18 protein-coding genes are annotated in these 18,487 nt (G+C 63.4%); 10 read left to right on the top strand and 8 right to left on the bottom strand.

The window, feature by feature from the left end:
* The first annotated feature begins 19 nt into the window (after nt 1-19).
* Nucleotides 20-583 carry a biotin transporter BioY gene (locus VH564_RS01735; RefSeq protein ID WP_423338104.1) on the top strand — a complete coding sequence of 188 codons (564 nt, stop codon included), beginning with the start codon at nt 20-22 and terminating at the stop codon, nt 581-583.
* Here the strand turns inward: VH564_RS01735 and VH564_RS01730 are convergent, their stop codons facing one another.
* A complete protein-coding gene (locus VH564_RS01730) occupies nt 584-985 on the bottom strand; it encodes an acyl-CoA thioesterase (RefSeq protein WP_423338103.1) in 402 nt (133 codons plus the stop codon). It abuts the gene before it with no gap.
* A 164-nt stretch (nt 986-1,149) separates the two neighbouring features.
* Here VH564_RS01730 and VH564_RS01725 point away from each other — a divergent pair, with 164 nt between their 5' ends.
* The 4 genes from VH564_RS01725 (at nt 1,150) to dxs (ending at nt 5,478) form a co-directional block, all read left to right on the top strand.
* Nucleotides 1,150-2,094 carry a histone deacetylase family protein gene (locus tag VH564_RS01725; protein WP_423338102.1) on the top strand — a complete coding sequence of 315 codons (945 nt, stop codon included), beginning with the start codon at nt 1,150-1,152 and terminating at the stop codon, nt 2,092-2,094.
* Nucleotides 2,095-2,096: 2 nt separating this feature from the next.
* Entirely contained in the window at nt 2,097-2,348 is a 252-nt protein-coding gene (locus tag VH564_RS01720; protein ID WP_209182995.1) for an exodeoxyribonuclease VII small subunit, read from the top strand.
* Between the two features lie 183 nt (nt 2,349-2,531).
* Nucleotides 2,532-3,455: a pirin family protein gene (locus VH564_RS01715; RefSeq protein ID WP_423338101.1), complete on the top strand. Its 924-nt coding sequence runs from the start codon at nt 2,532-2,534 to the stop codon at nt 3,453-3,455.
* Nucleotides 3,456-3,561: 106 nt separating this feature from the next.
* Entirely contained in the window at nt 3,562-5,478 is a 1,917-nt protein-coding gene (gene dxs, locus VH564_RS01710) for a 1-deoxy-D-xylulose-5-phosphate synthase (RefSeq protein WP_423338100.1), read from the top strand.
* A 19-nt stretch (nt 5,479-5,497) separates the two neighbouring features.
* Here the strand turns inward: dxs and VH564_RS01705 are convergent, their stop codons facing one another.
* A complete protein-coding gene (locus VH564_RS01705) occupies nt 5,498-5,752 on the bottom strand; it encodes an Atu4866 domain-containing protein (RefSeq protein WP_423338099.1) in 255 nt (84 codons plus the stop codon).
* 53 nt (nt 5,753-5,805) lie between these two features.
* Nucleotides 5,806-6,537: an SDR family oxidoreductase gene (locus VH564_RS01700; protein ID WP_423338098.1), complete on the bottom strand. Its 732-nt coding sequence runs from the start codon at nt 6,535-6,537 to the stop codon at nt 5,806-5,808.
* A 184-nt stretch (nt 6,538-6,721) separates the two neighbouring features.
* On the opposite strand from VH564_RS01700, the gene VH564_RS01695 reads away from it, so the two are divergent.
* The gene (locus VH564_RS01695; protein WP_423338097.1) at nt 6,722-7,612 is read left to right on the top strand and encodes an AraC family transcriptional regulator N-terminal domain-containing protein; all 891 of its coding nucleotides are present in this window, start codon (nt 6,722-6,724) and stop codon (nt 7,610-7,612) included.
* Between the two features lie 56 nt (nt 7,613-7,668).
* Here the strand turns inward: VH564_RS01695 and VH564_RS01690 are convergent, their stop codons facing one another.
* Both VH564_RS01690 and VH564_RS01685 read right to left on the bottom strand, forming a co-directional pair.
* The gene (locus VH564_RS01690; protein ID WP_423338096.1) at nt 7,669-9,678 is read right to left on the bottom strand and encodes a methyl-accepting chemotaxis protein; all 2,010 of its coding nucleotides are present in this window, start codon (nt 9,676-9,678) and stop codon (nt 7,669-7,671) included.
* Between the two features lie 210 nt (nt 9,679-9,888).
* Entirely contained in the window at nt 9,889-10,893 is a 1,005-nt protein-coding gene (locus VH564_RS01685) for a DUF4424 domain-containing protein (RefSeq protein WP_423338095.1), read from the bottom strand.
* Nucleotides 10,894-11,165: 272 nt separating this feature from the next.
* On the opposite strand from VH564_RS01685, the gene VH564_RS01680 reads away from it, so the two are divergent.
* Both VH564_RS01680 and VH564_RS01675 read left to right on the top strand, forming a co-directional pair.
* Complete coding sequence (locus tag VH564_RS01680; RefSeq protein WP_423338094.1) at nt 11,166-11,921, top strand: TlyA family RNA methyltransferase; 756 nt, start codon at nt 11,166-11,168, stop codon at nt 11,919-11,921.
* Nucleotides 11,918-13,168, top strand: a complete 1,251-nt coding sequence (locus tag VH564_RS01675; RefSeq protein ID WP_423338093.1) for a class I SAM-dependent RNA methyltransferase — start codon at nt 11,918-11,920, stop codon at nt 13,166-13,168. The genes VH564_RS01680 and VH564_RS01675 overlap by 4 nt, the downstream gene beginning before the upstream one ends.
* Nucleotides 13,169-13,194: 26 nt before the next feature.
* Here the strand turns inward: VH564_RS01675 and VH564_RS01670 are convergent, their stop codons facing one another.
* Nucleotides 13,195-13,947, bottom strand: coding sequence for a crotonase/enoyl-CoA hydratase family protein (locus tag VH564_RS01670; RefSeq protein WP_423338092.1), 753 nt, complete (start codon nt 13,945-13,947; stop codon nt 13,195-13,197).
* An 8-nt stretch (nt 13,948-13,955) separates the two neighbouring features.
* Complete coding sequence (locus VH564_RS01665; protein ID WP_423338091.1) at nt 13,956-15,731, bottom strand: acyl-CoA dehydrogenase; 1,776 nt, start codon at nt 15,729-15,731, stop codon at nt 13,956-13,958.
* A gap of 136 nt (nt 15,732-15,867) precedes the next feature.
* On the opposite strand from VH564_RS01665, the gene VH564_RS01660 reads away from it, so the two are divergent.
* Entirely contained in the window at nt 15,868-16,866 is a 999-nt protein-coding gene (locus VH564_RS01660; RefSeq protein ID WP_423338090.1) for a transporter, read from the top strand.
* Between the two features lie 51 nt (nt 16,867-16,917).
* Here VH564_RS01660 and VH564_RS01655 read toward each other — a convergent pair whose 3' ends face one another.
* A complete protein-coding gene (locus VH564_RS01655) occupies nt 16,918-17,397 on the bottom strand; it encodes a BA14K family protein (protein WP_423338089.1) in 480 nt (159 codons plus the stop codon).
* Nucleotides 17,398-17,581: 184 nt separating this feature from the next.
* On the opposite strand from VH564_RS01655, the gene VH564_RS01650 reads away from it, so the two are divergent.
* Nucleotides 17,582-18,472 (top strand): glycoside hydrolase family 25 protein, encoded by an 891-nt coding sequence (locus VH564_RS01650; protein ID WP_423338706.1) that lies wholly within the window; start codon nt 17,582-17,584, stop codon nt 18,470-18,472.
* Nucleotides 18,473-18,487 lie beyond the last annotated feature (15 nt).

Genomic DNA, 18,487 nt, shown 5'->3' with positions numbered 1-18,487 from the left:
CCTTTATCTGGAGCCCGTGATGAGCACCCGCGACCTCGTTCTGTCCGCCCTCTTCGCCGCGATCATCGTTGCGCTCGGCCTGCTTCCGCCGATCTCGCTTGGTGTGATCCCCGTGCCGATCACCGCGCAGTCGCTCGGCGTGATGATGGCGGGCGTCGTTTTGGGCGGCAAACGCGGTGCGCTGGCGGCGCTGATCGTCGTGCTGCTGGTGGCCATCGGCCTGCCGGTACTCTCGGGCGGACGCGGCGGCCTTGCGGTCTTCGCGGCACCGACAGCAGGCTTTCTCATTGGCTGGATCTTCGCGGCCCTGGTGACCGGCTATATGTCGGAACTGCTGGTGAAGCCTGAGCAGTCGAGCATCGCCCAAGGGATCGGCTTCTTCATCGCCTCGGTCGCCGGCGGCGTCGTCGTGCTCTATGCCTTCGGCATCGCCTACCTGGCGCTTGCTGCCCATATCGACCTCAGCAAGGCATTCTTCGGTTCGCTCGCTTTCGTACCGGGCGATGTGGTGAAGGCCGTCGTCGCCGCTCTCGTGGGACGCGCCGTCATGGCCGGCTATCCGCTGCTGCCGCAGCGCGGCTGATCAGTCGAGATATTGATAGAGCCAGTCGCGGGTGTCTTCCGGCAGCGGCGACGGTTCGTGCTCCTCGCCGCGCACGGCCAGCCACAAGATCTCGACCTCGGCCGCGATCTCGTTGCCGGCCTCGACCATCACCATGAAACCGACCGACTTGCCGCCGATCTTGTTGACGCTCACCGAAAACCGGGCGAGTTCGTCGTAGCGCAAGCCGCGACGCAGCGAACAGGACGCGCGGGTCGGAATATAGATTGGTTCATCGCTGACCTCGGGACGGCCACGCCAGAATTTCGACAGCGCAGTTTCGGCTTCAGAGATGTAGGAGGCAATGAACATCTGGCCGAAGCGGTCAACATCGCGCGGTGGGACGCGCATCTCCGTGACATCCAATCGCTGTACGCTACTCATATACTGAACCCTGACAACATTCTGTTGTTAACGAAAGCTTAAGCACCGGCCTCAGCGAAAGTAAACCGGGTTCGGGTCTTCGTGGTTAAGAGGGTGCATTGACATTATGGTGATCGTTCCGATCTTCCGTGGTAGTTGAGCGCTATGATCGATAGGCTGATAGAATGAGCACACGTCTTTACGAACACGCGATCTTTCTGGAGCATATCACTCCTGAGGGTCATCCCGAGCGTTCCGACCGCTTGCGATCGCTCAATATCGCACTGGAGCATCCGAATTTCTCCCGCCTTGAGCGTCGCGAGGCGCCGCAGGCCAATGAGGACGCCATTCTCCTGGCGCATCCGGAGGAGCACCTGGCCTTCGTCATGCGCTCCATCCCCGATGCGGAGGATGGTGAAGGGCAGATCAACCAGCTGGAAGCCGATACCTATGCCAGTCCGAAGAGCCTGCAGGCGGCCCTGACCGGTGTCGGCGGAGCGATGGCTGCGGTCGACGACGTGTTCACCGGGGCGGCCGACAACGTCTTCGTCGCTTCCCGCCCGCCCGGCCACCATGCCGAAAAGAACAAGGCGATGGGGTTCTGTTTCTTCAACAACGCCGCCATTGCCGCCCGCCATGCCCAGCGGAAATATGGTGCCGAACGGGTGGCCATCGTCGACTGGGACGTCCACCACGGAAACGGCACGCAGGATATCTTCTGGGACGACCCCTCGGTGCTGTTCTGCTCGACGCACCAGATGCCGCTCTATCCGGGCTCGGGCGCCAAGACGGAAACCGGCAAGACAGGCAACGTCGTCAATGCGCCGCTGTCGCCCAACAGCGGCAGCGACCATTTTCGCGAGGCGTTCAAGTCCCGGGTGCTGCCGGCGCTCGACGAGTTTCGCCCGGACCTGATCATCATCTCGGCCGGCTTCGACGCCCATCACCGCGATCCGCTGGCGCAGATCAACCTCACTGGCGAGGATTTCGACTGGGCGACCGGCCGGGTGCTGGAAATGGCAGACAAGAGCGCCAAGAACCGGGTCGTCAGCCTGCTCGAAGGCGGCTATGATCTGGAAGGGCTGGCCGAATCGGCGGGCCTGCATATTCTGCGGATGATGAAGGGTTGACGATGACTGACAGTGCCAAGCCGGATGTGTCCGACTACTCCTTCGAGAAGGCCGTGGCCGAACTCGAGAGCATCGTTGCGCGGCTGGAGCGCGGCGACGTGGCGCTGAACGAATCGATCGAAATCTACGAGCGCGGCGAAGCGCTGAAGAAGCATTGCGAAGCCCTGCTCTCGGCCGCCGAAAACCGTATCGAGAAAATCCGCCTCGACCGGGCCGGCAAGCCTGTTGGCGTCGAGCCGCTCGACGGCCAGTAGGCGTTGACGGGGTGACGGCGGCGATCGCACCGACCGTCTATTGCCCGTCCACATCGTGATGCTGCCGAGATCGAGACCGCCGGAGGCTCTGCGCTGTTCGCGTGGTGCGGCGAAAGAGCCAGAAGTTTTGCTGGGCGGGCTTGCGATCTTTGGATAGTCTGGCACCACAGACAGGAGCCTGCGATGTCCTTTTTCCCCGGCAAAGATCCCGCTCCCGGCGATGCCACTGCTTCCGACGCCATTGCCCAGCTGATCATTCCGCGCACCGCCGACATCGGCGGCTTTTCCGTGCGCCGCGCGCTGCCGACCAGCCGGCGGCGTCTGGTCGGGCCGTTCATCTTCTTCGACCGGATGGGGCCGGCGGTGCTGCGGGCGGACCAGGCGATGGACGTCCGTCCGCATCCGCATATCGGGCTTTCCACCGTCACCTATCTGTTCGACGGCGAAATCCGCCACCTCGACAGCCTCGGGACCGAGAAGATCGTCCGGCCCGGCGATCTCAACCTGATGACGGCAGGACGCGGGATCGTCCATTCCGAGCGGACGCCGGACAAGCTGCGCGGCCATCCGCTGTCTATATCGGGCGTCCAGACCTGGCTGGCGCTGCCTGACGACAAGGAGGAGATCGATCCTTCCTTCAACCACACGGATCGCAGCGCCATGCCTGTCATCGACAGCGACGGTGCGAGCGGGCGAGTGATCATCGGCAGCTTCGAAGGGCTGTCCTCGCCCGTCAAAGTCTTTTCCGATACGCTGTATGTCGATCTTCAGCTGCAGCCGGGGCGCACCTTTCCGTTTGGCGCCGATCACGAGGAACGGGCTGCCTATATCCTTGCCGGCTCGCTCATCGTGGCGGGCGACCGGTTCGAGGCCGACCAGCTGCTGGTGTTTCGCCCAGGTGACGCCATGACCTTGACGGCCGGTGAAAATGGCTGTCACCTGATGCTTTTCGGGGGTGCAGCACTGGGGTCGAAGCGCTATATCTGGTGGAATTTCGTGTCGTCCTCGAAGGAACGCATCGAGCAGGCGAAGGAAGAGTGGCGCACCGGCCGCTTCGACATCGTGCCTGGTGACGAGGAAGAGTTCATTCCGCTGCCCGAGGGCTGATCGGGATCATCTTGCCGCAGCCCCTTGAAACGGCTTCTTTCGCGACGATCTATTTTGGGGTAAAGGCGGGCCGCCCGTCCAAGAACATAAGAAGAGGCTCCAGCCTGTGACATCATTGCCGAAGACGCCCCTGCTGGATCAGGTCGACTTTCCTGCCGACCTTCGAAAGCTGGAAGACCGCGACATGCCGCAGCTTGCCCGCGAACTCCGCGACGAGATGATCGACGCGGTGTCGCGCACCGGCGGCCATCTGGGCGCGGGCCTTGGCGTCGTCGAGCTGACGATCGCCATCCACAAAGTCTTCGACACGCCGAACGACCGTCTGATCTTCGACGTCGGCCACCAGTGTTATCCGCACAAGATCCTCACCGGTCGCCGCGACCGCATCCGCACCCTGCGCCAGGAGGGCGGGCTCTCCGGCTTTACCCGCCGGGCCGAGAGCGAATACGACCCCTTCGGGGCTGCCCATTCCTCGACATCGATCTCTGCCGGTCTCGGCATGGCGGTCGCAGCCGAACTCGACAGTACCGCCCGGAAAGTCATTGCCGTGATCGGCGATGGCGCCATGTCGGCCGGCATGGCCTATGAGGCGCTGAACAATGCCGGCGCGCTGGACGCGCGGCTGATCGTCATTCTCAACGACAACGACATGTCGATCGCCCCGCCGACCGGCGCGATGAGCGCCTACCTCGCGCGCCTCGCCTCCGGCCGGAGCTACATGGGCTTTCGCGAACTCGGCAAGAAGATGACGGCCTATCTCGGCAAGAGCGTCGACCGCGCCATCACCCGCGCCGTCGAGCATGCGCGCGGCTATGTGACCGGCGGCACGATGTTCGAGGAGATGGGCTTCTACCACATCGGCCCGATCGACGGTCATTCCTTCGAGCACCTGCTGCCGGTGCTGCGTAATGTCCGCGACAATGCGCAGGGGCCCGTGCTGATCCATGTCGTGACGCAGAAGGGCAAGGGCTACGCGCCTGCCGAAGCCGCCGTCGACAAGTATCACGGCGTCAACAAGTTCGACGTCATCACCGGTGCCCAGGCCAAGGTGAAGCCGAACGCGCCGAGCTACACCAGCGTCTTTGCCGACGCGCTCGTCCAGGAAGCCAAGCTCGACGACAAGATCGTCGGCATCACCGCCGCCATGCCGAACGGCACCGGGCTCGACAAGCTGGCCGACATCTTCCCGAAGCGCTGTTTCGATGTCGGCATTGCCGAGCAGCATGCGGTTACCTTTGCCGCCGGTCTTGCCACGGAGGGCTTCAAGCCCTTCGCCGCCCTCTACTCCACATTCTTGCAGCGCGCCTACGACCAGGTGGTGCACGACGTGGCGATCCAGGGGCTGCCGGTGCGCTTTCCGATCGACCGGGCCGGCTTCGTCGGCGCCGACGGTCCGACTCATGCGGGCTCATTCGACACAACTTTCCTGGCGACCCTCCCCGGTTTTGTCGTGATGGCGGCATCCGACGAGGCGGAGCTGAAGCATATGGTGCGCACAGCCGCTGCCTATGACGAAGGCCCGATATCCTTCCGCTATCCGCGTGGCGAAGGCATCGGTATCGAGATGCCGGAGCGCGGCGAAATTCTGGAGATCGGCAAGGGCCGCATCGTCAAGCAGGGCTCGAAGGTCGCACTGCTGTCGTTCGGCACGCGGCTCGCCGACAGCCTGCTGGCAGCCGAGGATCTCGATGCCGCCGGCCTGTCGACGACCGTTGCCGATGCGCGCTTTGCAAAGCCGCTCGACCACGACCTGATCCGCCAGCTGGCCCGCCATCATGAAGTGCTGATCATCGTCGAAGAGGGCGCAGTCGGCGGCTTCGCCAGCCATGTGCTGCAATTCCTTGCCACTGACGGCCTGCTCGACAACGGCCTAAAGGTCCGGTCGCTGGTCATGCCCGATATCTGGATGGAACAGGCCAAACCCGAGACGATGCTGACCTATGCGGGCCTCGATCGCTCGAAGATCGTTTCAACGGCGTTCCGGGCGCTGGGCCGTCCCAACATCGTCGGGGTCGCCGGCTGACGCGCGGCGACACCCTGCATCAGCCGACTTCGCGCTCTTCATCGATCCGGTAGAGAACCATCCCGGCGTGGTACAACACGCCGTCGATGAAATCACCGTCGGCGGTGAAGCCGGTATCGTCCCAATAGTCGATATGATCGCCGCGCACCGCATAACGGCCGCGGTAGGCACTTTCCGTCTTGCCACGAGCTTCATCATACCGACCCTCGGCGAGGAGCCTGTGTCGGATGAAGCCGTCGGCTGTCATCCACATGCCGATATAGGGATGGGACATTGCCTGTCCTCCTTGTTGCTAGCGGATGGATCTCTGTCCCGCGCAGGGTGCGCTCAGGACGCGGCGGTGGGGCGGACGACGATCTCGCTCGTATCGACGTCTTCGGGCTGAGCGATGACATGGAGAATGGCCCGCGCGATCGCGTCCGGCTTCAGCGCAATGCTGCGATAGGCGACCATGGCTTCGGCCGTGGCGGAATCGGTGATCGTATCTGCAAGTTCGGACTCGACCACGCCCGGATAGACGCAGGTGACGCGCAGCCTGGAGTTTTCCTGACGCAATCCGTCTGAAATCGCCCGGACGGCATATTTCGTCGCGCAGTAGACGGCAGCGGTGGGCGACACCGCAAGACCGCCGATCGACGACACATTGATGATCTGTCCGCTCTGCTGACGGTTCATGATCGGCAGCACAGCCGCGATCCCATACAGGACGCCCTTGATATTGACATCGATCATTCGGTCCCACTCGTCCACCTTCAACGCCGCCATTGGCGACAGCGGCATCACGCCCGCATTGTTGACGAGAACGTCGATGCGACCGAAGTCCGCCTCGGCCGCAGCGGCGAAAGCCACCACATCGCTGCGGCTCGTCACGTCGACCGCATGGTAACGGACCGTTCCGCCGCTGGCATCTATCTCGGCCGCGAGTGCCTTGAGCCGATCCTTCCGTCTTGCCCCGATAACGACGCGCGCGCCAGCCGCTGCCAGTTCGATTGCCAAGGCGGCGCCGATGCCACTGCTTGCCCCGGTGATCAGAATGACCTTGTCCTTGATGCCCATCATCTCAATGTTCCTTGCTTCGACCGGGAAGCGCTTGATCGCTTTCCCCCACGCTGTTTGCGCCTGCGGACAAATTGCGCGGCAATGCCGCCAATGGGGTAGACATGTCTTCCGAAATTCTTGCACGATCCTCCGAAGGTCGATGTGAGCCCTTGGCAATGCGCAATTGACGGCTCAAGATGGCGGCATGCACGACATTACAGAACTCGCAGGATTAATTGCCCGGCATGCCACCGTCGACGGCAGCCATGATACCGTTATCCCGCGCATCGGGCTGATCCGTTCCTCGGCCGAAACCGAGCCGCTGCACACGCTCTATCGGCCATCATGCTGCATCGTCGCGCAGGGGAGAAAACAGGCGGTGGTCGGGGGGAAGACCCTCGTCTACGACAGCGCTCACTATCTGGTCGTCGGCGTCGACCTTCCTGTCATCGGCGCCGTCATCGAGGCCGATGCCGACAGGCCCTATCTCTGCTTCAAGCTGGAGCTCGACCGGAGCCTGATCGCCGAGATGATGCCATCCCCGTCTTCCCCCAGCGACCAGCTGGCGGCAGCAGGCGTCAGCATGGCAACGCCCAAGCTCGTCGACGCGGCGGCACGGATGCTGATGCTGCTCGACGAACCCGACGATGCCGCAGCGCTGGCGCCGCTTTTGGAGAGGGAGATCCTGTATCGCCTTCTGCGCGGGCCCCAGGGACCGATGCTGCGCCAGATTGCCAATGGCGAGAGCCGCCTGAACCAGATCGGCCGTGCGATCGACTATGTCTGCCGGAACTTCCACGCTCCCTTCGCGATCCGGGATCTCGCAGCGGTCGCCGGCATGAGCCCGTCTTCATTCCACGAACATTTCCGCACGACGATGGACATGAGCCCGCTGCAATTCCGGACGCTGATCCGTCTTCAGGAAGCAAGGCGTCTGATGATGATCGAGGGGTTGACTGCGGCGGAGGCAGGCTTCCGGGTGGGGTACGACAGCCCCTCCCAGTTCAGCCGCGACTATCGGCGCGCCCACCAGGCAACGCCGAGACGCGACGTGGCGCGGATGCGCGGCATGGTCTCACTTGCCACGCAGAACTGAAAAAGGGCGATGCTACTGCACCGCCCTTCTCCCTTCGTCCGGATGACCCGACAGGCTTAGAATTCTTCCCAATTGCCCTGGCTGGAGCTGGCGGAGGCAGCAGCCTTGCCGCCGCCGAAGGCGTTGGCGATGGACTGGCCGAGCGCACGTGCCGGAGAGGCGATGGGTCGCGAACGGTTGTCCGCGACGGCCGGCTTGGAGGCGGAGCCGAGCGACCGCACGGGGGCCGCGGCTGACCTTGGCTGCGCGGCGACGGGCTTTGAGACCGAAGCCGAGCGCTCCTTGCTGAGCTTGAACTGGCTGAGCAGGTCATTGAGGGCGCTGGCCTCGCTGGCGAGCGAATGGCTGGCGGCCGTCTGTTCCTCGACCATGGCGGCGTTCTGCTGGGTGCCCTGATCCATGGCATTGACGGCGAGGTTGATCTCCTGCAGGCCCGTCGATTGCTCGCGCGTCGAGATGACGATGGCGGCGATGTTCTGGTTGATCTCGCGGACTTCCGAAACGATCGCTTCGAGCGCCTTGCCGGTCTCGCCGACCAGCGACACACCGGCATTGACCTGCGTGCCCGAGGTATTGATCAGCGCCTTGATTTCCTTGGCGGCCTTGGCCGACCGCTGGGCGAGCTCGCGTACTTCCTGGGCGACGACGGCAAAGCCCTTGCCCGCCTCGCCGGCACGGGCCGCCTCGACACCGGCGTTTAGGGCCAGCAGGTTGGTCTGGAAGGCGATGTCATCGATGACGCTGATGATGTTGCTGATTTCGCCCGATGACTTCTCGATCTCGTGCATGGCCGAGACGGCCTTGCGGACGACTTCGCCCGAGCGCTCCGCGCCGAGGCGGGCGCGCTCGACCAGGCCGCCGACATCTTCGGCGCGCTTGGCGGAATCGCGCACAGTGGTGACGACCTGCTCGAGGGCTGCGGCTGTTTCCTCGACCGAGGCGGCCTGCTGCTCGGTGCGGCGGGCCAGATCGTCGGCGGCAGTGCGGATTTCATCGGCGCCGGCGTTGATGGCCGCGGCATTTTCGCCAACCGACTGCAGGGTGATGTCGAGCTTTTCAGCGGCGTTGTTGAAATCGACGCGAACGCTGTCGAACTGCGGCGCGAAGGACTGCTCGAGGCGGGCGGCGACGTCACCGCCGGCAAGCGTCGAGAGGCCAGCCGCCAGGGCATCCATGGCGAAGCGCAATTCGGCTTCCTCGCGGGCCTTCTGGTCGTCGTCCATGTGGCGACGGCTTTCGGCATCGCTGCGCATGCGCTCGGTCTCGCCGGCAAGTCGCAGCTTCTCGATGGCCGAATCCTTGAACACGCGAACGGCATCGGCCATGCGACCGACTTCGTCGCGGCGGTCGGAAGCCGGGATCTCGACATTGTTGTCACCGCCGGCAAGCCTGCCCATGGCCGCCGTCATGCCGACGATCGGGCGGACGATGGTGCGCGACAGCAGCCAGGCCAGGATGCCTGCCGCCAGCGAGGCAATGAGACCGCCGACGATCAGCGTCAGGCTGAGGTCGTTGTTGGCTTTGGCCTGAACTGCAGCAAGATGGTCTGCCGTGGTCCGGGCAATTCCCTTGATCTTCGCAGCCGCAGCGCGGAAGCCATCCAGCTGGCCCTTCGCCTCGTTGACGCCGATCTTGACAACCTGGTCGAGCGGCATCTCGGTTTCCTTGCGGGCCTTGGCCTGAGGCTCAGCCAGCTGGTGGAAATAAAGGTCGGCGGTCTTCTGCATATCGTCGATCGCCTGCAGCACGTCCGTCTGGCCGCTTGCTGCCGTTTTCGCCGCCGCGATGCTCTTCAGCATGCGATCGCGATTGGCGAAGATGTCGCCATAGGTGCTGTCGCTGCGGAAGAGAAGGAAGCCGCGCAGGTTGACGGCCTGCTCCAGCATCGCCTGCAGCGAGTCGTCGATGAAATTGACCAGGGTCTGCGATTGCGCCTGCTGGGCGGCGGCGGATGCCGAGACCCGTGCCTTGGAATAGACGAAGGCGGAAACCGAGACGAACAGCAGGATGAGAGCGACAAAGGTCATTGCCAACTTGCCGTTCAGGGAAAAATTCTTTGCAAACATCGCCGCGCCTCCTCAGCGCCATTACGGAAATGTCCGGCGGCGATCGGCGCGCGCTGGAGTTCCAAAAGCGAAAAAATATGATCCAAGGACGCGACGTGGCACACGCCGTCATGGCGGGCTCGGCCCAGCGGACCGTCGCAATGGGGCTACGTTAGGGCGGAGAGCTTTCCATTCACTTAACTTCGGATTGCAGACGCGCAGCGGACAGCCTTATTCCGGCTTCACGGCGTTCAGGATCAGGATGTCGAGATCCTTCTCCGGGGAGAAGTCGGTGGCGGTCATCTCAAAGGTTGTCGGCCCGACCTTCTTTACCCCCGTCCCGCAGAAGCTGACGTAGTTTTCCGGATCGCCCTTGTCGACCGTCAGCTTGAAATGCCCGATCGGGCCGCTCCAGTTGGCGCCTGTTGTCAGGATGTAGGAAATCCAGCTTTCCGTGTAGTTCATCCCACCCGCTTCGGCAGCCTTGGCAAGCTTTTGCGCGGTTTTGACAAAGCTTTCGTCCAGGCAATAGCGTTGCGCATAGGTGCGATAGGTCTCTCCCTTGGGCAAACCATCGTCGAGGAAAGTGATCGCGACCGTTCCGCCGACGCTCGGCTTGTAGCGATGCTGCACCCGCACGGACGCCTTGGCCGGAAAGGTGGTGCGCCACCAGTAGGTCGAGCGCAGCGTCCAGATCGGCACCAGATGGCGCTCCATCCCTTTGCCCTGATCATACTCGTCCGTCATCACGATGCCGCGCGCTATCCAGTCGGCCTGCACTTCGGGAGGCAGTTTGTCGAGGGCGGCACCCGTCGCCTGGCTCAGAGGCAGCAGCGGAATGTGCTGCGCAACGAGGTCATCCGTCACGTCGATATTGGTTGCGAGAACCCGTTGCTGCAGCTTCGGCTGGATCGGCTGGCCATCCTGGCTGACGGTGAAATCGAGGAAGTTGTCGGAATCGACGTTGCCGGCGGCGATATTCTGCTCGAAGCTGCCCACGACGTCCGGCATCGGAAAGGCGACCACACTCTCGACCGGCTTGTCGGCCGTGTTCGTGAATAGATAATCGACGCGGACCTGATCGGGGGAAATGAACAGGCTCTCGTCAGTCATGGTAATTTCGCCCGACCGCACGAATTCGAGCCCGCCGGTTTTCAGCACCGCCATGGTGTCATTGGCAAAAGCCGGCGATGCGAGCGCCGATACCGCGCTCACCAACCCTAAAATCCTGCGCATGAATTCCACCCATCCAACCTGTCCCCGGCGCCCACTATGCCAGCCGTGAGGACCGCGTCAACATGCATTCCTGGGCAGATTTCGCTTGGGAAGGCGCAGTTTTTCCGACCGCTGAAAGCCCATGCAGGGCGCTGGAAGGTCTGGGCGAGCGCCGCGACCGGAACCACCGTGGCGCGTAGCAATCCGATGGCGGCGCGGCGAAAGGCCCCTGATATCGCACGCCGAGCCACAAAAAGCTTGCAACTGAGGGCATTGGCGGTCATGGACAGGCCATGTCAGAACAATTCCCAACCCAGTACCGTCTGGATCAGCTCGTCCTATCGCGCGGCCTCGTCGCCAGCCGGTCGCGCGCCCGTGACGCCATCCAGCGCGGCACCGTCAAGGTCGACGGCAAGGTCGTCACCAAGCCGAGCCTTACCTTTGCCGACGATGTCGTGCTCGAGATCGACGATCCGGCTCAGGATTACGTCTCGCGCGCCGCCCTGAAGCTGGTCGCGGCGCTCGATCACTTCAAGCTCGATCCGGCCGGCCACGACTGTCTCGACGTCGGCGCATCCGCCGGCGGCTTTACCGAGGTGCTGCTGCAGCGCGGTGCTGTGCATGTCGTGTCGATCGACGTGGGGCACGGACAAATCCATCCGCGTGTGGCCGGCGACGAGCGGGTCACAAGCATCGAGGGCCTTAACGCCCGCTATCTGACGTCGGAAGATATCGACGACCGCGCCATCACCTTCATCGTTTCCGACGTGTCGTTCATCTCGCTGAAGCTGGCCCTGGTGCCGGCGCTCGAGCTGGCCGAAGCCGGTGCCTTTTGCGTGCTGCTGGTCAAGCCGCAGTTCGAGGCAGGCCGCGAGGCCGTGAGCAAGGCCGGCCTGTTGAAACTTCCGGAGACGGCGCCCGATGTGGCGGCCGAACTGGAGCGCTGGCTGGTGGAAGACATGGGCTGGGAAACGCTTGGCCTGATCCCTTCGCCCATCGCAGGCGGCGACGGAAACCATGAATTCTTGCTGGCGGGACGCAAGCCATGAGCGCCGAAACAGTCACCATTAACAAGCTCGGCGGCCAGGGCGACGGCATTGCCCACGATGCCAGCGGCCCGATCTTCGTGCCCTTCACGCTGCCAGGCGAAAGCGTCGCCATCGCCCGGGTCAAGGACCAGGGCACGCTGATGTCGATCGCCAAGGCCTCGCCGGATCGCCAGGAGCCGCCGTGCCGCCACTTTGGCCCGGATGGTGTCAACGGCACCTGCGGCGGCTGCACGCTGCAGCATTATGCAGACGCTCCCTACCGCGCCTTCAAGCGGCAGCTGGTCGTCGATGCGCTGAAATCGAAGGGCCTGACGCCCGAAGTGGACGATCTCGTTCCAGCCCATCCGGGCCAGCGCCGGCGGGTGGTGTTTGCCGCGCGTCGGACCGAGAAGGATGTGCTGATCGGCTTCAATCAGGCCGACAGCCACCACATCGTCGCCATCGAGGAATGTCCCATCTCGTCACCCGATATCGTCGGCAAGCTGCCGGCGATCCGCATGGTGGCAAAGGCGCTGGCAATCAACGCCGAAGCCTTTCGCATCAGCGTGCTCGAAACGCTGGCTGGCCTCGATATTTCAGTCGACGGCATCAAGGCGCTTTCGGACGAACAGCGCCGCGCTGCCATTGAGACCATCCTGTCGCTGCGCGGCATCGCGCGCATTTCGCTCAACGACGAAATCATCATCGAAAAGACCAAGCCGATGATCGATTTCGGTGGCGTCCAGGTCTCGCCGCCGCCGGGGGCCTTTGCCCAGGCGACGAAGGAAGCCGAAGACACGATGGCCGAACTCGTCGTCGCCCATGTCGGCAAGTCCAAGCGCATCGTCGACCTGTTTGCCGGCTCCGGCACTTTCGCACTGCGGCTGGCCCGGCTGGGGCGTGTCCATGCCGCCGAATCCGACGGCAAGGCGCTGGCGGCCCTCGATCTCGCCGCCCGCACGACGCAGGGGTTGAAGCCCGTCAGCTTCGAGCGACGCGACCTGTTCCGCCGGCCGCTGATGACGGCCGAATTCAAATATATCGACGCCGTCGTCTTCGATCCGCCGCGCGCCGGCGCCGAGGCGCAGGTGAAGGAACTGGCTCGCTCTGCGGTCAAGAAGATCGTCGCCGTCTCCTGCAATCCGCTGACGCTTGCGCGCGACCTCGCCATCCTCGTGGAGGCAGGCTACCGCATCAAGCGGGTGACCCCGATCGACCAGTTCCTGTGGACCTCCCATGTCGAGATAGTCGTCGCGCTCGAGAAATAGGCGCGACGCCTGACCGGCTGACTAGCTCAGCGTTTCAGGAAAGCCTCGAAGGCGGCGCGCGCTTCCGCGCTGCGCAGTTGCGCTTCGAAGTGGGTCGCCTCTTCGGCAATGCGCTCGAGGATATCCTCGCGTGGGCCGCGAAGCAGGTTGCGGGCGATCCGCAATGCGCCCTGTGGCTTGGCGGCAAGCTTCAACGCCACCGCCAATGTCTCGGCCTCCAATGCCTCCGGGCTCGTCACCCGCCAGATCAGCCCGTCGCGGCACGCCTCTGCTGCCGTCAGCGCCTCACCGGCCGCCAGCAACGCGAAAGCGCGTTGATGGCCCATCCGCCGCGGTACGAGCAGGCTGGAGGCCGCCTCAGGCACCAGCGCCAGATCGACAAAGGGTGTGCGAAAGACGCTGCGCTCGGAAGCAAGGGTCAGGTCGCAATGCAGGTGGATAGTCGTGCCGATACCGATGGCCAGGCCATCGACGCCTGAGACCAGCGGCTTGTCGAAGGTGGCAAGCGCAGTGAGAAAGTCGAGCACCTCGCTGCCCATTGCCCCTTCCCTGGCAAAGGCGAGGAAATCGGCCATGTCGTTGCCGGCCGAAAAACACCCCGGCTGCCCGAGGAAGACAACGACATGCACGCAGGCATCCGCACTGGCCGCCTGCAGCGCATCCGTCATCGCCGCATACATGGCGCGGGTGATGGCGTTCTTCTTGTCCGGACGATTGAAGCGGATGACCCGGACGTTCGGCGCCGTATCGGGATTTTCTGTCAGGATATGCTCTGTCATAGATCCTCTCAGTCGAGCGCAATTCGGGCGGCCAGCAGGCTGGTAGCGCCATGGACGATTTGGTCCTTCAAGCCTGCCGTTTCACCAAGCAAACTCTGGGCGGCGAAGGCGGCAAGGGCGATTCGCCCCTCTTCCGCCCCGTCGCCAGCGTCCGCCAATGCGCCCTTGGCGAGATAACAGCCGGTGAGTGACAGGCCGAACAGGCGCAGATAAGGTGTGGCGCCGGCAAGCGCTTCCTCGATCCGTTTCTCGGCCTGCATCGCCAGAAGCCATTCGGTCGCAGCAGTGAGATCGGCAAGCGCCTGTTGCAGCTTGCCGGCCGTCGCACCCAAACCCTCGATCGCAGAGTTCTCGACGGCTGTCGCAATGGCCTGCATCTCATCGATCAAGCCACGCACGGCCGCACCTCCGCCGAGCGGCAATTTGCGGGTGACGAGATCGATGGCCTGGATGCCGTTGGTGCCTTCATAAATCGGCGCGATCCGGGCATCGCGCCAGAGCCGGGCGGCTCCGGTCTCCTCTATATAGCCCATGCCGCCATGCACCTGGATGCCGAGCGAGGCGACGTCGACGCCGCAATCGGTGGCGAACGCCTTGGCGACCGGGGTCAGCAGTGCCGCCCGCGCCTGCCAATGGGCGGTGTCGACTGATCCGTGCGAAAGGTCGATGGCATGGGCGCAGGCATAGGTGATGGCCCTTGCACCCTTGGTCAGTGCCTTCATGGTCAACAGCATGCGGGCGACATCGGGGTGATCGACGATCGGGCTCATCGCGGCGGCACGTTGTCCAGCCGCCCGTCCCTGGCGGCGCTCCCGGGCGTAAGCGAGCGCTTTCTGCGTCGCCGCCTCGCAGATGCCGACGCCCTGCATCGCGACGGCGAGCCGTGCATTGTTCATCATCGTGAACATGCAGGCGAGGCCATGGTTCTCCTCACCGACCAGCCAGCCGATCGCGCCGGGCGTTTCACCGAACCTGCCATCGCCGTAGATCATGGTGCAGGTCGGCGAGCCATGGATGCCGAGCTTGTGTTCCAGCGAGTGGCAGAAGAGATCGTTGCGCGCACCGAGCGATCCATCCGCCTCGACCATGAACTTCGGCACCAGAAACAGCGAGATACCGCGTGTGCCTGGCGGCGCATCGGACAAGCGGGCAAGCACCAGATGAATGATGTTGTCGGCGGCGTCGTGATCGCCCCAGGTGATGTAGATCTTCTGGCCGAAGATCCGATAGCTGCCGTCCTTGTTGCGCTCGGCGCGCGCGGTCAGCGCGCCGACGTCGGAACCGGCCTGCGGCTCCGTCAGGTTCATCGTGCCTGTCCACTCGCCGGAGATCATCCGGGCGAGATAGCTTTCCTTCAGCGCCGTGCTGCCATGGGCCGACAGCGCTTCGATGGCACCCATGGTCAGGGTCGGGGCCAGGCCGAAGGCCATGGACGCGGCATTCCAGATTTCCAGCGTCGCGACGTTGAGACGTTGCGGCAGGCCCTGCCCCCCGAACTCAGGCGATGCCGTCAGGCCGTTCCAGCCGCCAGCGGCCCAATCGCGGTAAAGCTGCGGCCAGCCCTCGGCAAGCCTCACGGCCCCGTCGATCAGTCGCGCGCCTTCGAAGTCGCCGACTTCGGCTAGCGGCGCAATCTCGTTCTCGGCAAAACGCGCTGCCTCCGCGAGAATGGCGTTCACGAGATCGTCCGTCAGTTCCCCATCCTCGCCCGTATCGATGGCGACATTGGAACCGACGACATGGCTCAAGGTAAAGGCGATCTCCGCGACGGGCGCCTTATACATGCTGTCTCCTCCCGATGGCACAGCTGTCGCCTGGCGGCGGCAGGAGCAAATTTTTCCAACAGACGGCTCGCACGGCAGCCAAGAAACTGTCACAAGCGGAGCCTATGGACTTGTTCATCTTAAACGGCGATGCGGCATGACGACAACATTCAATCCGACAATTCCGGGCTTTGTCTGGGCACATCATCTCTTGCCGCATTCGGGACGCGCCCAACGCCTTCCCGACACCATCGAGAAATCCGAGCTCATCGCGGCGGAGGGCTTTTTCTGGCTGCATCTCAACCTGGTCGACACCCGCGTCGTCTCGTTCCTGGAGGACTTCCCCGACCTGACGGAAGACATGCGGCAGGCGCTGACAAGCCACGATACGCATGCGACCATCACCGTCGACGAGAAAGTCATCTTCGGGACGCTGGTCGATTTCCAGCGCGACTTCGATCAGGACACGCGCGATATCGGCTGGCTGCATTTTGCGATCTCGGAGCGCTTCATCATCACGACCCGGCTGCAGCCCTTGCGCAGCGTCGAAAGGGTGCGCGCCACCATCGAGAAGAACCCGGCCCGCTTCCATCGCCCCCTGGACATCTTCGAAGCACTCGTCGTCGAGTTCCAGCGGACGCTGATTTCGCTCGTCATCGAGACCACCGAGGAGATGAACCAGATCGAGGATGTCGTCTACGATGCCTCCTTCCGCGACGAACGGCGGCGCTTGGCGCCCGTGCGGCGGACCATCGTTCGCGTTCATCGACACCTGCGCACCATCCTGTCGCTGATGCGCCGTGCGGCCGCATCCGACGATGACGAAATGCCGGAGGGGTTCGACGATGTCGCCGGGCGTCTGACCTCAAGGCTCGAGACCGTCGACCATGATGTCTATGCGCTTCAGGAACGGGCGCGGCTTCTTCACGAGGAAATCGACTCGAAGCTCTCCTCGGAGACCAACAGGCACCTCTTCATCCTGTCGCTGATGACGGCCTTCCTTCTGCCGCCGACCCTGGTCACCGGCTTCTTCGGCATGAACACCGCCAACCTGCCGTTTGCCGGCGATGAGCACGCCACCGCCTATGCGGTCGTCATCATCGTGTTCTCTATTCTGCTGGCGTGGTGGCTGCTGCGGCGGGTGCGCATCCTCTAACGCAAAATGCCCGGCTTGGGGCCGGGCATTTCTCTTTGCTTTAACTCGCGATCAATAGAAGGGCGACAGGCACTGCTGGCGCGGGCCGTTATTCGGCTGGAAGGTGTTGTCGTAGCCGCGATAGGACCGGTAACGATTGGCGCACCATTCGTAGTGACGCGGGTTGATGCCATTCGATGGACGCACGTAACGCGGCTGGTCGCTGGCGATCGCGCCGCCGATCAGCGCACCGGCGCCGAAGGCCGCCAGCGGGAACCAGTAGCCATTGTGGTAGCGATAGCCGTGACGGTAGCCGTTGTAACCACGGTATCCGCCGTAATATCCGCCGCCGCGATAACCGCCGCCACGGTAGTAGCCGCCGCGATGATGGCGCCAGTACTGAACTTGCTGCACATCCGATGAAGGTGCGGCGGCGGGTGCGATCGCGACCGGCGCGGCGGGCATCTGAATGGCGAAGGATGGTGAAAAGCTCGTCAGAGCGATCGCTGCCGTGACAGCGAACGTGAGAGCCCTGCTACGCATGTTTGACATTGTGGTCTCCGTTCCGAAATCCAATCGTCTTAAATGGGCAATCACGCGGAAAGTTCCAGCGCTTGTCGCCTCACAACCTTACACGATCGTGTCAGATCCTGCTAAGGTTTCATTAACCATGGCGGCGTAGGCTTTCCAGATTATGGGAAAGCGAAGCGTTTTGACCCTGATAGTCGGCTCTCTGATGATCCTGGCGCTGCCGGGTGCGATGAGACTGGCGCTGGCCGGCGAGCGTGAGCCCTGGAACAATCCCGAACGTGCGCTCATCATCGACGCCTACGAGCTGAATGCCATCGATTGGGACGCGCTTTTGGGCGACACGCGCGTCAACGGCTTTGTCGCCAAAGCCTCGGACGGACTGCCCGAAGATTATGCCTGCAAACCGAGCGATCACTCCGGCGACACCGTCTCCCACTGCCGGACCATGTGGCGCAAATATGCCGTCAGCCGCGAGCTGTTCCGCAGCCGGCGGCTGATCGCAAAATCGAACGGCATGCTCTGGGGCGCCTACCATCTCGGCCGCCCAGGCAACCCGATCGACCAGGCCAATCACTTTCTCGATTATGCCGATCCGCAAGCCGACGAACTGATGGTGCTCGATCTCGACGGGCTCGACCCGAAGCAGTTCATGTCGCCGGCCGATGCGCAGATCTTCGCGATCCACATCAAGGAGCGCACGAGCCGCTATCCGATCCTCTACGCCAATGACGTTGTCGCCAACTATATCGCCGACCATCGCGACGACTACGGGATCCTGTCGCGGCTGCCGCTCTGGTATGCCCGCTACAAGGCCGATGTCGAAGGCACCTTCCCGCTTGGAAACTGGACAAACTACGCCATGTGGCAGTTCTCGTCGGCGGACAACTGCACGACCCGGCGCTGCCCCTACCGGGTTCCCGGCACCCTGCCCGATATCGACGTCAATCTCGCACCGATGACGAAAAGCGAGTTGGCGCGGATCTGGCCGCATGGCGACCTCGTGCCGCCGCGCTTCGATACGCCGTCCATGCTCGCCGGGTCGCCGGAGCCGATCCAAAAGCAACAGGTTACGGCTTTCAATTACCAGGATTTCTGACGAGATGCGCGTCGT

It is taken from the genome of Rhizobium sp. HT1-10 (assembly GCF_049472505.1).
GTDB lineage: Bacteria > Pseudomonadota > Alphaproteobacteria > Rhizobiales > Rhizobiaceae > Rhizobium.
Note: the sequence above shows the minus strand (reverse complement) of the source record. Positions and strands in the feature narration are given on the sequence as shown.